The 12,887-nt window shown below is 70.6% G+C and carries 13 protein-coding genes and 1 pseudogene; 7 read left to right on the forward strand and 7 right to left on the reverse strand.

Going from position 1 to position 12,887, the window contains the following annotated elements; all coding sequences use genetic code 11:
* The first annotated feature begins 15 nt into the window (after window positions 1-15).
* The 5 genes from ACFWWU_RS21400 to ACFWWU_RS21420 are packed head-to-tail and all read left to right on the forward strand — an operon-like array spanning window position 16 to window position 4,921.
* Window positions 16-834, forward strand: coding sequence for an ABC transporter ATP-binding protein (locus ACFWWU_RS21400; RefSeq protein WP_384147401.1), 819 nt, complete (start codon window positions 16-18; stop codon window positions 832-834).
* Window positions 831-1,634 (forward strand): ABC transporter ATP-binding protein, encoded by an 804-nt coding sequence (locus ACFWWU_RS21405; protein WP_384147402.1) that lies wholly within the window; start codon window positions 831-833, stop codon window positions 1,632-1,634. The genes ACFWWU_RS21400 and ACFWWU_RS21405 overlap by 4 nt, the downstream gene beginning before the upstream one ends.
* Window positions 1,631-2,521, forward strand: coding sequence for a branched-chain amino acid ABC transporter permease (locus ACFWWU_RS21410; protein WP_384147403.1), 891 nt, complete (start codon window positions 1,631-1,633; stop codon window positions 2,519-2,521). Before ACFWWU_RS21405 ends, ACFWWU_RS21410 begins: the two co-directional genes overlap by 4 nt.
* A complete protein-coding gene (locus ACFWWU_RS21415) occupies window positions 2,514-3,659 on the forward strand; it encodes a branched-chain amino acid ABC transporter permease (protein WP_384147404.1) in 1,146 nt (381 codons plus the stop codon). Before ACFWWU_RS21410 ends, ACFWWU_RS21415 begins: the two co-directional genes overlap by 8 nt.
* Window positions 3,656-4,921, forward strand: a complete 1,266-nt coding sequence (locus tag ACFWWU_RS21420) for an ABC transporter substrate-binding protein (RefSeq protein ID WP_384147405.1) — start codon at window positions 3,656-3,658, stop codon at window positions 4,919-4,921. Before ACFWWU_RS21415 ends, ACFWWU_RS21420 begins: the two co-directional genes overlap by 4 nt.
* On the opposite strand, the gene ACFWWU_RS21425 is transcribed toward ACFWWU_RS21420, so the two are convergent.
* Window positions 4,909-5,313, reverse strand: a complete 405-nt coding sequence (locus ACFWWU_RS21425; RefSeq protein ID WP_384147406.1) for a hypothetical protein — start codon at window positions 5,311-5,313, stop codon at window positions 4,909-4,911. The two genes, ACFWWU_RS21420 and ACFWWU_RS21425, sit on opposite strands and share 13 nt — an antisense overlap.
* 51 nt (window positions 5,314-5,364) lie before the next feature.
* Here ACFWWU_RS21425 and ACFWWU_RS21430 point away from each other — a divergent pair.
* Together ACFWWU_RS21430 and ACFWWU_RS21435 are read left to right on the forward strand one after the other, a co-directional pair.
* Window positions 5,365-5,790 (forward strand): annotated as a pseudogene (locus tag ACFWWU_RS21430) (GNAT family N-acetyltransferase); the annotation flags it as partial.
* A 69-nt stretch (window positions 5,791-5,859) separates the two neighbouring features.
* Window positions 5,860-6,375 (forward strand): GNAT family N-acetyltransferase, encoded by a 516-nt coding sequence (locus ACFWWU_RS21435; RefSeq protein WP_384147478.1) that lies wholly within the window; start codon window positions 5,860-5,862, stop codon window positions 6,373-6,375.
* A gap of 78 nt (window positions 6,376-6,453) precedes the next feature.
* Here ACFWWU_RS21435 and pssA read toward each other — a convergent pair whose 3' ends face one another.
* The 6 genes from pssA to ACFWWU_RS21465 form a co-directional block, all read right to left on the reverse strand.
* Window positions 6,454-7,320 carry a CDP-diacylglycerol--serine O-phosphatidyltransferase gene (gene pssA / locus ACFWWU_RS21440; protein ID WP_384147479.1) on the reverse strand — a complete coding sequence of 289 codons (867 nt, stop codon included), beginning with the start codon at window positions 7,318-7,320 and terminating at the stop codon, window positions 6,454-6,456.
* Window positions 7,313-7,969: a phosphatidylserine decarboxylase gene (locus tag ACFWWU_RS21445; RefSeq protein WP_384147407.1), complete on the reverse strand. Its 657-nt coding sequence runs from the start codon at window positions 7,967-7,969 to the stop codon at window positions 7,313-7,315. The genes pssA and ACFWWU_RS21445 overlap by 8 nt, the downstream gene beginning before the upstream one ends.
* Before the next feature lie 169 nt (window positions 7,970-8,138).
* Window positions 8,139-9,344 (reverse strand): acyl-CoA dehydrogenase family protein, encoded by a 1,206-nt coding sequence (locus ACFWWU_RS21450; protein ID WP_125742218.1) that lies wholly within the window; start codon window positions 9,342-9,344, stop codon window positions 8,139-8,141.
* Between the two features lie 2 nt (window positions 9,345-9,346).
* Entirely contained in the window at window positions 9,347-9,871 is a 525-nt protein-coding gene (locus tag ACFWWU_RS21455; protein WP_384147408.1) for a MaoC family dehydratase, read from the reverse strand.
* A gap of 5 nt (window positions 9,872-9,876) precedes the next feature.
* Window positions 9,877-10,842: an HpcH/HpaI aldolase/citrate lyase family protein gene (locus tag ACFWWU_RS21460; RefSeq protein ID WP_384147409.1), complete on the reverse strand. Its 966-nt coding sequence runs from the start codon at window positions 10,840-10,842 to the stop codon at window positions 9,877-9,879.
* Entirely contained in the window at window positions 10,839-12,875 is a 2,037-nt protein-coding gene (locus ACFWWU_RS21465) for a protein meaA (protein WP_384147410.1), read from the reverse strand. The genes ACFWWU_RS21460 and ACFWWU_RS21465 overlap by 4 nt, the downstream gene beginning before the upstream one ends.
* Window positions 12,876-12,887 lie beyond the last annotated feature (12 nt).

Consider the following 12,887-nt stretch of genomic DNA (forward strand, 5'->3'; position numbering starts at 1 on the left):
CGGGGAAGGGGATCCATGGGAGGAACCGCACCCGCCCTCGAGGTCAAGGACCTCACGGCGGGATACGGACCGGTGCGCGCGCTGCGCCAGGTGTCGCTGACCGTGCCGGCGGGCGCCGTCGTCACCGTCCTGGGCGGCAACGGCGCCGGCAAGTCGACCCTGCTGCGGGCCGTCTCGCGCACCCTGCGGTTCCACGGCGGGTCCGTGGTCTCCGGCACGGTGAGCCGCGACGGCCGGCCGCTCGACGGGCTCCCGCCCGACCGGGTGGTCGCCGCCGGCGTCTCCCAGGTGCCGGAGGGCCGCCAGGTCTTCGCCCGGATGACCGTCGAGGACAACCTGCGCGCGGGCGCACTCGGCCGCCGCGGCGACCGCGCCGCGAAGGCCGCCGCGCTGCGCCGGGTCCACGAGCTCTTCCCGGTCCTGGCCGACCGGGCCCGGCAGCAGGCCGGACTCCTCTCCGGCGGCGAACAGCAGATGCTCGCCGTCGGCCGCGCCCTGATGGCCGCGCCGGGCCTGCTCCTCCTCGACGAGCCCTCCCTCGGGCTCGCCCCGCTGATGGCCGCCCGGATCGCGGACGCCGTCCGCGAGATCAACGCCCAGGGCACGGCGGTGCTCCTCGTCGAGCAGAACGCGGCGCTCGCGCTGCGCCTCGCCTCCCGTGCGTACGTCCTGGAGGTCGGCGAGGTCACCCTCTCCGGCCCGGCCGCCGAGCTCGCAGCCTCCGACGAGGTGCGCCGCCGCTATCTGGGCGTGGTCGACGAGGACGCCGCCGCCGACGCGGACCGCGCGCGGTCCGCGCACCCGGTCCTGTCCCGCTGGGAGGAGACCCGATGAGCGACTCGTCCATGCCCGGCGCCCCCGACGTCCCCGCCCTCGTCGTCGAGGACCTGACCGTACGGTTCGCCGGACTCACCGCCCTGGACGGCATCGGCTTCACCGTCCGGCCCGGCACCGTCCACGCCCTCATCGGCCCCAACGGCGCAGGCAAGTCCACCTGCTTCAACGTGCTCTCCGGTGTCTACCGGGCCACGGCCGGCTCCGTCCGCCTCGGCCCGCACGAGCTGACCGCCCTGCCCCCGCACAAGATCGCGGACCTCGGCGTCGGCCGGATCTTCCAGAACCTGGCCCTGCCACCCCGCGCCACCGTCGAGGACAGCCTGATGCTCGGCCGCCACCGGCTCACCCGCACCGGCTTCCTCGCCGCCGGGCTCCGGCTCCCCTCCGCCGCCCGCGAGGAGGCCCGCCACCGGGCCAGGGTCCGGGAGATCGCCGCCTTCGTCGGCCTGGAGAAGCAGCTCGCGCAGCCCGCGGGCTCCCTCCCGTACGGGCAGCAGAAGCTCGCCGAACTCGCCCGCGCCCTCTGCATGGAGCCGAAGCTCCTGCTCCTCGACGAACCCGTCGCCGGCATGACCGCCGACGAGCGGCGCCGTACGGCCTCCGTCATCGCGGGCGTCCGCGACGGCCTCGGCATCTCGGTCCTCCTCGTCGAGCACGACATGGGCCTGGTGATGCGGCTCGCCGACTCCGTCACCGTCCTCGACTTCGGCCGCCGCATCGCCGACGGAGCCCCCGGTGACGTCCAGAACGACCCGGCGGTCGTCCGCGCCTACCTCGGAGAGGAGACCGCCGCGTGAGCACCTTCGCCGAATTCCTGATCAACGGCGTCTCACTGGGCTCGATCTACGCCCTCATCGCCCTCGGTTTCGTGGTCATCTTCCGTGCCACCGAGGTCGTCAACTTCGCCCACGCCTCCCTCCTCCTGGCCGGCGGTTACGTCACCGCCGTGCTCCACGACGAGATCGGCTTCTGGCCCGCGCTGCTCGCCGGGATCGCGGGCGCCGCCGTGGTCGGCGCCGCCGTCGAGTTCTTCGTGATGCGCCGCCACCGGGGCGCCGACCACAGCGTCCTCGCGATCGTCACCATCGGTGTCGACATCCTGCTCGCCACCGAGCTGACCCGCCGGATCGGCACCGACATCCTCGCCCTCGGCGACCCGTGGGGCGACGCGGTCCTCACCGTCGGCCCCGTCACCATCGCCCAGACCCGGATCGCCGCCCTTCTCGTCGCGGGGCTCCTCATCACGGCCTTCCTGCTCGCCTTCCGGTACACCTCCTGGGGCGTCGCCATGCGGGCCGCCGCCGAGAGCCAGGAGACCGCCGCGCTCATGGGCATCCGGCTCGGCCGGGTCTCGCTGGGGGCGTGGGCGGTCGCCGGCGCCCTCGCCGCGGTCGCCGCGCTCTTCCTCACCGTCTTCCCGACGCCCGGCCTGGAACGGGCCACCTCGCTCGCCGCCCTCAAGGCCTTCCCCGCCGCCATCCTCGGCGGCCTCGACTCCACCACGGGCGCCCTCGTCGGCGGCCTCCTCGTCGGCATCACCGAGTCCCTCGCCACCGGTTACCAGAGCGACCTGGCCTTCCTCGGCCGGGGCATCGGCGACCTCGCCCCCTACCTCGTCATGGTCGCGGTGCTGCTGATCCGCCCGGCCGGACTCTTCGGCACGAAGGAGCTCGCCCGTGTCTGAGACCCTCGCCCGGAGCGGCCTGCGGGCCCGTACCACCGGGGTGTACGGGTGGGCCGCCGCCGGACTCCTCCTCGTCGCCCTCCCGTTCTACCTGGACCGATTCTGGCTCCAGGCGGGCCTGTTCGCCATGGTCGCCGCCATCGGCGCCCTCGGCATCAACCTGTTGACCGGCGCCACCGGCCAACTCTCCATGGGACACGCCTTCTTCCTCGCCGTCGGCGCCTACGGCTACTGCCTCTTCGCCGGCGACGGCGCCGACGGACTCGCCGGACTCGGCCTGCCCGGCTGGCTCGCCGCCGTCCTCGCCGTGGCCCTCGCGGGCCTGGCCGGCGGGGTGTTCAGCCCCATCGCGGGCCGGCTGCGCGGCGCGTACCTCGGCATCGCCACCCTCGCGCTGATCTTCATCGGGCAGCACGTGCTCTTCAACGCCCATGACCTGACCGGCGGTTACAACGGCCGCGCCGTCCCGCCGCTCTCCCTCTTCGGTCTCACCTTCGACGACACCGAACTCCTCGTCGCCCAGGTGCCGTTCGGCGCCGTCGAGAAGCTCTGGTACCTCGGCCTGATCCTGCTCCTCGGCGGCGTCCTGTTCGCCAGGGGAGTCCTCAGGGGCCGCCCCGGACGTGCCATGAACGCCATCCGGGACCACCGGATCGCCGCCGGGGTCATGGGCATCCCCGTGGCCCGCTACCGCGGCGCCGTCTTCGTCCTCTCCTCGATGTACGCGGGCCTGGCGGGCGTCCTGCTCGCCCTCGTCTTCCAGCGCACCGTGCCGGAGTACTTCGGCATGGCGCTCTCCCTCGAATACCTGGCCATGATCGTCATCGGCGGTCTCGGCTCCGTCGCCGGAGCGGTCGCCGGAGGCGTCTTCGTCTCCCTCCTGCCCCAGCTCCTCACCCGGTACAGCGACGCGCTGCCCCTGGTCTCCGCCCCGGGGACGGGCGGGATCGCCCCGGGCGAGGCCTCGCGCTACCTCTACGGCGCCGCCGTCGTCGCGGTGGTGCTGTTCCTGCCCGGCGGCCTGGTCCGCCTCGCCGCCCGGAAACCCAAGAGCCCCCCAACCCCAAGCACCCCATCCCAAAGCCCCACACCCCACAGCCCCACACCCACCACCGAACCCTCTGGGGAGACACGATGAACCACCGCAGACAGGCCGTGCGGGGCCTGGCCGCCGCGCTCGCCGCACTGGTCGCCCTCACCGCCGCCGGATGCAGCTCCAAGGCCAAGACCGGCGACGGCAAGCAGACCGGCGCGGGCGGGGTGAAGACCGGCGAGGGCGTCACCGACAAGACGATCGCGCTGGGCGCCCTCACCGACATGACCGGCGTGTACGCGACCCTCGGCAAGAGCGTCACCCAGGCCCAGCAGCTGTACGTCAAGCAGGTCAACGCCGCCGGCGGGATCTGCGGCCGGCAGCTGGAGCTCACGGTCCGCGACCACGGCTACGACCCGCAGAAGGCACTCGCCGCCTACACCGAGCTGGAGCCGAAGGTCGTCGGCTACACCCAGTTCATCGGCTCCCCGTTCGTCGCCGCGGTCAAGCCCCAGGTCGACGGCAAGGACAAGGGGCTCGTCCTGCCCCAGGCCTGGTCGGCGTCCCTGCTCGGCTCCCCGTACATCCGCGTCCTCGGCGCCACGTACGACGTCGAGACGATCAACGCCGTCGACTTCCTCCTCAAGGAGAAGGGCCTGAAGTCCGGCGACAAGCTCGGGCACGTCTACTTCGAGGGCGACTACGGCGAGAACGCGCTGAAGGGCTCGAAGTTCGCCGCCGGGAAGGCCGGCCTGACCGTCGTCGAGCAGAAGATCAAGCCCACCGACAACGACATGTCGGCGCAGGTCTCGGCACTCAAGCAGGCCGGGGTCAAGGCCATCGTCATCAGCGCGGGCCCCCGCCAGGCCGCCTCCCTCGTCGGCGTCGCCGCCGCCACCGGCCTCAAGGTCCCGGTCGTCGGAAACAACTCCGCCTTCGCGCCCCAGCTCCTCGGCACCCAGGCGGGACCCGCCCTGGAGAAGATGTACTGGTTCGCCTCGCCGAGCCTGCCGATCGGCGCGGACACCCCCACGGCGAAGAAGCTCGTCGCCGACTACCAGGCCGCCTACCCGGGCGACAGCCTCGACAACGGCATCGTGGCCGGCTGGACCGCGGCCGGCGTCTTCGGCGAGGCCCTGAAGAAGGCCTGCGCGGACAAGGACCTCACCCGCGAGGGCGTCGACAAGGCGCTCCTGAGCCTGAAGGCCCACGACGCGGGCTTCGGCATGACCCACGACCTGGGCGACCCGAAGGCCCCGTCCTCCCGCGAGTCCGTCATCATCCAGCCGGACAAGTCCGTCCCCGGCGGCATGCGCACGGTCCGGCAGCCGTTCGTCGCGGAGGCGGCGAAGTCCTACACGCCGTAGTCAGGCGCCTCCACGCCCTGGTCCGCGAAGCCCGTCCGCCAGGACGGGCGGGCCGGGGCCCAGCCCAGCGCACGGGCCCGGGCGTTCGCCGCACCCCGGGCCCAGGACGCCCGGCCCCCGCTCCGCTCCGGGGCCGGGACACCCAGGGCCCCCGCCAGGACCGGCAGCCAGTCGTGACCGGGCGCGGGCTCGTCGTCCACCACGTTGTACGCGCCCGAGGGCCACGCCAGGGCCCGTACGGCCGCCTCGGCGGCGTCGGCGACGTGAACGAAGGAACTCACCGAACCGTCGGCCGCCGTGCTGCCCAGGAACCGGGCCTCCGGGTCCCCCGCGAGCGCGGCGGCCACCGCGCCCCGGAGCGCGTACCAGGTGCCGGGACCGTAGAGGGTCACCCCTAGTGGATCTTCACACTCCCGAAACATCGCGATGTGAAGCTCTGGCCCATGACTGTACGTATCGAGGAGAACCGCTCCCACCCGCGCCTCCGCGACCTGCTGGCCGCCTACCACCTGGTCAACCAGGCCGAGAAGGGGACGGCCGTGGAGACGGTCGCCGAGCTCCCCGCCGTATACCGCGGCGAGGCCGAGGACCCGGCCGCCGCCTTCGCCGCCGACACCGTCCTGCTCGCCACCGCGCCCGGCGACGACACCCCGACGGGCTGTGTCGTCCTCAAGGCGCCCCGCGAGGGCGCGTCTCCCGAGATCAAGCGGCTCTGGGTCGCGCCCGAGGCCCGGCGGAAGGGCCTCGCGAAGGCCCTCATGGCCGAGGCCCTGCGCCGGGCCGCCGCCGCGGGCACACCCGCCGTACGCCTCACGGTCTGGGCCTGGCGGGCGGAGCCGCTCGCCCTCTACCGGAACCTCGGCTTCGCGACCGTCGACTCCTGGGACGAGCGTCCGGACCTGGTCTGCCTGGAGAAGCCGCTCCCCGACCTGGACGTGATCGAGCGGCTCACCCCCGACGCCGTACGGACCCACGCCCCCGCCGGTCTCGCGGCGCTCCTCGTGGACGCCGTCGACGGCGGCGCCTCCGTCGGCTTCCTGGCGCCCCTGGAGACGGCCCGGGCGGCCGCCTGGTGGTCGGAGGTCGCCGAGGAAGCCGCGGCCGGCGTACGGGACGTCTGGGCCGCCCACGCCCCGGACGGGAGCCTGACCGGCGTCGTGACCCTCGTCCGTACCGGCACCGCCAACGGCCGCCACCGCGGCGAGATCGCCCGGCTCCTCGTGCACGGCTCGGCGCGGGGCCGCGGCCTCGGGCGCCGGCTGCTCGCCGCCGCCGAGGCCCACGCCGCCGCCACCGGCCTGCGCCTGCTCGTCCTGGACACCCAGACCGACAGCCCCGCCGAGCGCCTCTACCGGCGAGCGGGCTGGACGGCCGCGGGAACGATCCCGGACTTCGCCGCCGACCCGGCCGGCACCCTCCGCCCCACCACGCTGTACTACAAGCGCCTCGGGTAGCCGAGGCAGCGCCGGGCACACGAAAGGGCCCCGGGAGGCTTGTCGCCTCCTGGGGCCCTTCACGTACCACTCGATCCGCTACCGCAGCTGCGTCGCACGAGCCTCGCGGCTCTCACGGCGGTTGCCGCGGAACGTGTTCACCCGGCGGGCCGTCGCGAAGAGGGGGATCACGGCGCCCAACACCACCTGGAGCGCGCAGCCGGTCTGGAGCAGGAATGCCCCGCCCGGCGCGTCGAACGCCCAGGCCGCCAGCATGCCCATCGCACCGACGATCCAGGCGAGCATCGCCACCGCGAGGACACCCCGCGGCTTGGGGTACTCGACCCGGCTCACCATCAGCCAGGCCACCCCGATGATCGCGAGGAGCGTCGGGATGAACGGCAGCTCCAGAAGCACGATCGAGACGACCGTCAGCGCGCCGAAGGGGCTCGGCATGCCCTGGAACATGCCGTCCTTCATCGTCACGCACGAGAATCTCGCCAGCCTCAGCACCACGGCGAGCAGCACCACGATCGCGGCCACCGCCGAGACCTTCTGCTGCGCGCCGGGCGTGACCATGCCGTACACGAGCACGAAGTAGGCCGGGGCCAGACCGAAGCTGATGAGGTCCGACAGGTTGTCGAGCTCGGCGCCCATCGGCGAGCTGCGGAGCTTGCGCGCCACGATGCCGTCGAAGAGGTCGAAGATCGCCGCGGCCAGCATCAGGATCACGGCGGTGGCGGCGCTGTTGCGCGCCATGCCGGTCTCCGTGCTGCCGGTGAGATGCGGGATCAGGATGCCGGTCGTCGTGAAGTAGACCGCCATGAAGCCGCACGTGGCGTTACCGAGCGTGAGGGCGTCCGCTATGGACAGCCTCAACGACAGCGGCATCTCCTCGGCCTCTTCGGCCGCCTCCGCCTCGGCGTCGGCAACCCATTCGGCAGCCCGTGTGTCGGGATCAATCACGGTCAATGCGAGTCACCCCCGCGGTCGTGGCCTGGCCCACCTCGACGGCGACCTCGACACCCTCCGGGAGGTAGATGTCGACACGCGAGCCGAAGCGGATCAGACCGATCCGGTCACCCTGCTCGACCTTCGTCCCCTGCGGGATGTACGGCACGATGCGTCGTGCGACGGCACCCGCGATCTGGATCATCTCGATGTCGCCGAGCTCGGTGTCGAAGTGCCAGACAACGCGCTCGTTGTTCTCGCTCTCCTTGTTGAACGCCGGGACGAACCCGCCGGGGATGTGCTCCACGGACGTCACCGTGCCGGCCAGCGGCGCGCGGTTGACGTGGACGTTCAGCGGGCTCATGAAGATGGCGACCCGGGTGCGTCCGTCCTTCCACGGCATGATGCTCTGCACCACGCCGTCGGCGGGGGAGATGACCCGGCCCTGCGCGATCTCGCGCTCGGGGTCGCGGAAGAACCACAGCATGCCGGCCGCGAGCGCGGTGGTCGGCACGGCGATGGCCGCGGCACGCTTCGACTTGCGCGCGCGCAGGAGCGTGAGCGCCGCGGTGGCGACGGTCGGCAGAAGCCACGGCGATGCTCCGCGCGCGAGGCGTACGCCCGAGAGGCTGTCGCGGTGTGCAGAGGTTTGGCTGTGGGGCATGGATGACCTTCGTAGCGGATGATGCCGCACTGGCAACGGGGGACGGCGGCTTTCCGGCGATGCTATCGGTTGCGGGGCGCAACTGGGCAAGCCAGGAACCGAGTCGACGGCCGGAAGACGAACACAGGGTGTGATCTTCTTCGCGGCCGAACCGACTCAAACGCGACAATCAACCCTGGAAGCGGTACTCCTCGAGCAGCCGACGACCAATGATCATTTTCTGGATCTCGGCGGTACCTTCACCGATGAGCAGCATCGGCGCCTCACGGTAGAGGCGCTCGATCTCGTACTCCTTCGAGAACCCGTAGCCGCCGTGAATGCGGAAGGCATCCTCCACGACCTCCTTGCAGTACTCGGAGGCGAGGTACTTCGCCATCCCTGCTTCGAGGTCGTTTCGTTCCCCGGAGTCCTTTTTGCGTGCTGCGTTCACCATCATGGCATGAGCGGCCTCGACCTTGGTAGCCATCTCGGCAAGCTTGAACTGAATCGCCTGGTGTTCGGCGATCGCCTTGCCGAAAGTGTGACGTTGCTGGGCATACGAGACACCCAGTTCGAAAGCACGCTGAGCGACGCCGCAGCCACGGGCCGCCACGTTCACGCGGCCGACTTCCACGCCGTCCATCATTTGGTAAAACCCTCGGCCCGTCGTGCCGCCGAGGACCCGATTGGCCGGAATGCGCAGTCCGTCCATGATGAGTTCGGTCGTGTCGACGCCCTTGTAACCCATCTTGTCGATCTTCCCGGGAATGGTGAGGCCGGGGCGGACCTCTCCGAAGCCGGACTCCTTCTCGACGAGGAAGGTCGTCATCGACTTGTGGGGGGCGGTGCCCTCCGGGTGTCCTTCGTCACTTCGGACGAGAACGGCGACCAGCGTCGACGTTCCGCCGTTCGTCAGCCACATCTTCTGACCGTTGAGGACGTACTCGTCGCCGTCCTTGACCGCCTTGGACGTGATGGCGGACACGTCCGAGCCGAGGCCCGGCTCCGACATCGAGAACGCGCCGCGCGTCTCGCCGGCCGCCATCCGCGGAAGGAAGTAGTCCTTCTGCTCCTGCGTGCCGTGCTGCTTGAGCATGTACGCGACGATGAAGTGCGTGTTGATGATGCCGGAGACCGACATCCAGCCGCGGGCGATCTCCTCCACGCACAGCGCGTAGGTGAGCAGCGACTCGCCCAGGCCCCCGTACTCCTCGGGGATCATCAGACCGAAGAGGCCGAGCTCCTTGAGCCCGTCGACGATCTGCTGGGGGTACTCGTCGCGGTGCTCCAGCTCGGTGGCGACCGGGATGATCTCCTTGTCGACGAACTCCCGGACGGTCTTGAGGATCTCCTGCTGGACGTCCGTGAGCCCGGCGGTCTGGGCGAGTCGGGCCATGGCTACTTCTCCGTCTTCTTGGCGGGCTCGATCAGCTCGGGGCGGCCGGGCTGCTCGCCGCCGCGCTCCTTGATGTACGTCTCGGTGGGCACCATGACCTTGCGGCGGAAGACGCACACGAGGGTGCCGTCCTGCTTGTAGCCCTTGGTCTCGACGTAGACGATGCCGCGGTCGTTCTTCGACTTCGACGGGGTCTTGTCGAGGACCGTCGTCTCGCCGTAGATCGTGTCGCCGTGGAAGGTCGGCGCCACGTGCCGCAGCGACTCGATCTCCAGGTTGGCGATGGCCTTGCCGGAGACGTCCGGCACGGACATGCCGAGCAGCAGCGAGTAGATGTAGTTGCCGACGACGACGTTCTTCCCGAAGTCCGTCGTGTTCTCGGCGTAATTCACATCCATGTGCAGCGGATGGTGGTTCATCGTCAGCAGACAGAAGAGATGGTCGTCGTACTCGGTGACCGTCTTTCCGGGCCAGTGCTTGTAGACGGCACCGATTTCGAACTCTTCGTAGCTACGGCCGAACTGCATCGGACTCAGGCCCCCGGGATCTCGAACTTGGTGGTGCGCTGCATGCCGGCGGCGCGGCCCTTGCCGGAGATGACCAGGGCCATCTTGCGGGAGGCCTCGTCGATCATCTCGTCGCCGAGCATCGCGGAGCCCTTCTTCCCGCCGGCCTCGGACGTGTAGTAGTCGTACGCGTCGAGGATCAGCTCGGCGTGGTCGAAGTCGTCCTGCGCGGGCGAGAAGATCTCGTTCGCGGCGGCGACCTGGTCCGGGTGCAGCACCCACTTGCCGTCGAAGCCCAGGGCGGCGGCACGCTGCGCGACGGCCTTGTAGCCCTCCGGGTTGCGGATCTGGAGGTAGGGGCCGTCGATCGCCTGGAGGTTGTTGGCGCGGGCGGCCATCAGGATGCTCATCAGGATGTGGTGGTAGGCGTCCGCCGGGTAGCCCGGCGGCTGCTCGCCCACGACCAGCGACTTCATGTTGATGGAGGCCATGAAGTCGGCCGGGCCGAAGATGATCGTCTCGACGCGCTGGGAGGCCTGCGCGATCGCGTTGACGTTGACGAGGCCCTGGGCGTTCTCGATCTGCGCCTCGATGCCGATCTTGCCGACCTCGAAGCCCATCGTCTTCTCGATCTGCGTGAGCAGCAGGTCGAGCGCGACGATCTGCTGGGCGTCCTGGACCTTCGGCAGCATGATGCAGTCGAGGTTCTGGCCGGCGCCCTCGACGACCGTGACGACGTCCCGGTAGGTCCAGTGGGTCGTCCAGTCGTTGACCCGCACGACCCGGGTCTTGCCGGTCCAGTCGCCCTCGTTGAGGAACTTGACGATGGTGTGCCGTGCCTCGGGCTTGGCCAGCGGCGCGCAGGCGTCCTCCAGGTCGAGGAAGACCTGGTCCGCGGCGAGGCCCTGGGCCTTCTCCAGGAAGCGCGGGTTGGAGCCGGGGACCGCGAGGCAGGAGCGGCGCGGACGCAGACGGTTCACGGGGCTGGTCATGCGAGGACCTCCGTACTTTCAAGGGGGCTGAGCTTGTGAGCTTTCCGGATCTCGTCGACGATACGGCCGATGATCTCCGTGATACCGAAGTCCTTCGGTGTGAAGACGGCGGCCACGCCCGCGCGCTTCAGATCTGCGGCGTCGGCGTTCGGGATGATCCCGCCGACGATGACCGGCACGTCGGTCGCGCCCGCCTCGCGGAGGCGGTCGAGGACGTCCGGGACCAGCTCGGCGTGCGAGCCGGAGAGGATCGACAGCCCCACGCAGTGCACGTCCTCGGCGAGGGCCGCGTTGACGATCTGCTCGGGGGTCAGCCGGATGCCCTGGTAGACCACCTCGAAACCGGCGTCACGGGCCCGTACGGCGATCTGCTCGGCGCCGTTGGAGTGCCCGTCCAGGCCCGGCTTGCCGACGAGCAGCCGCAGCCGCCCGGCGCCGAGCTCCTCGGCGGTCCGCGCCACCTTCTCCCGTACGAGAGCCAGCGGCGTGCCTTCCTCGGCCGTCACCGCGACCGGAGCCGAGGAGACGCCGGTGGGGGCCCGGAACTCGCCGAACACCTCGCGCAGGGCCTCGGTCCACTCGCCGGTCGTGACCCCGGCGCGGGCGCACTCGAGGGTGGCCTCCATGAGGTTGCCCGTGCCCTTGGCGGCCTCCTTGAGGCGTTCGAGGGCCTTGCAGGGGCGCGGGTGGTTGAACGGCGGCTGGTAGCGGTTGTCCCGCCAGGTCTTCAGCGAACCGACCACCCGCGCCTCGACCGCCGGGTCGACTGTCATGATCGCCGTGTCGAGGTCGGCGGTGAGGGGGTTCTCCTCCGTCGACTGGAAGATGTTGACGCCGATGATCTTCTCGTCGCCGGACTCGATCCGGGCGCGCCGCTCGGCGTGCGAGGAGACGAGCTGCGACTTGAGGTAGCCGGACTCGACGGCCGCCATGGCGCCGCCCATCTCCTGGATCCGGTCGATCTCGGCCAGGCACTCCGCGACGAGCGACTCGACCTTGGCCTCGATCACGTGCGAGCCGGCGAAGATGTCCTCGTACTCCAGCAGGTCGGACTCGTGGGCGAGCACCTGCTGGATGCGGAGCGACCACTGCTGGTCCCAGGGCCGCGGCAGCCCGAGCGCCTCGTTCCAGGCGGGGAGCTGCACGGCCCGCGCGCGGGCGTCCTTGGAGAGGGTGACGGCCAGCATCTCCAGGACGATCCGCTGGACGTTGTTCTCCGGCTGGGCCTCGGTCAGGCCGAGCGAGTTGACCTGCACGCCGTAGCGGAACCGGCGCTGCTTCTCGTTCTCGATCCCGTACCGCTCGTGGGTGATCTTGTCCCAGATGCGGCCGAAGGCGCGCATCTTGCACATCTCCTCGATGAAGCGGACGCCCGCGTTCACGAAGAAGGAGATGCGGGCGACGACCTCGCCGAAGCGGTCCTCCGGGACCTGCCCGGAGTCGCGGACCGAGTCGAGCACCGCGATCGCGGTGGACATCGCGTACGAGATCTCCTGGACCGGAGTGGCCCCCGCCTCCTGCAGGTGGTAGCTGCAGATGTTGATCGGGTTCCACTTCGGGATGTTGTTGACCGTGTACGCGATCATGTCCGTCGTGAGGCGGAGGGAGGGGCCGGGCGGGAAGACGTGCGTCCCGCGCGACAGGTACTCCTTCACGATGTCGTTCTGGGTGGTGCCCTGGAGCTGGGTGATGTCCGCACCCTGCTCCTCGGCGGCCACCTGGTAGAGCGCCAGCAGCCACATCGCCGTGGCGTTGATGGTCATCGAGGTGTTCATCTGCTCCAGGGGGATGTCCTGGAACAGCCGGCGCATGTCACCGAGGTGCGAGACGGGGACGCCGACCCGGCCCACCTCGCCGCGGGCGAGGATGTGGTCCGGGTCGTAGCCCGTCTGCGTCGGCAGGTCGAACGCGACCGACAGGCCGGTCTGACCCTTGGCGAGGTTGCGCCGGTACAGCTCGTTGGACGCCTCGGCGGTCGAGTGACCGGCGTAGGTCCGCATGAGCCACGGCCGGTCCTTCTGGCGCTCAGTCATCTATGGTCCCGG

It is taken from the genome of Streptomyces sp. NPDC058650 (assembly GCF_042717315.1).
In the GTDB taxonomy this organism is placed as follows: Bacteria; Actinomycetota; Actinomycetes; order Streptomycetales; family Streptomycetaceae; genus Streptomyces.

Bases quoted from the DNA above. Each gene is read 5' to 3' on its own strand.
- ACFWWU_RS21400 (WP_384147401.1), top strand. From the start codon at position 16: ATGGGAGGAACCGCACCCGCCCTCGAGGTCAAGGACCTCACGGCGGGA.
- ACFWWU_RS21445 (WP_384147407.1), bottom strand. From the start codon at position 7,969: ATGCCCCACAGCCAAACCTCTGCACACCGCGACAGCCTCTCGGGCGTA.
- ACFWWU_RS21460 (WP_384147409.1), bottom strand. From the start codon at position 10,842: ATGACCAGCCCCGTGAACCGTCTGCGTCCGCGCCGCTCCTGCCTCGCG.
- ACFWWU_RS21465 (WP_384147410.1), bottom strand. From the start codon at position 12,875: ATGACTGAGCGCCAGAAGGACCGGCCGTGGCTCATGCGGACCTACGCC.
- ACFWWU_RS21455 (WP_384147408.1), bottom strand. From the start codon at position 9,871: ATGCAGTTCGGCCGTAGCTACGAAGAGTTCGAAATCGGTGCCGTCTAC.
- ACFWWU_RS21405 (WP_384147402.1), top strand. From the start codon at position 831: ATGAGCGACTCGTCCATGCCCGGCGCCCCCGACGTCCCCGCCCTCGTC.
- ACFWWU_RS21420 (WP_384147405.1), top strand. From the start codon at position 3,656: ATGAACCACCGCAGACAGGCCGTGCGGGGCCTGGCCGCCGCGCTCGCC.
- ACFWWU_RS21450 (WP_125742218.1), bottom strand. From the start codon at position 9,344: ATGGCCCGACTCGCCCAGACCGCCGGGCTCACGGACGTCCAGCAGGAG.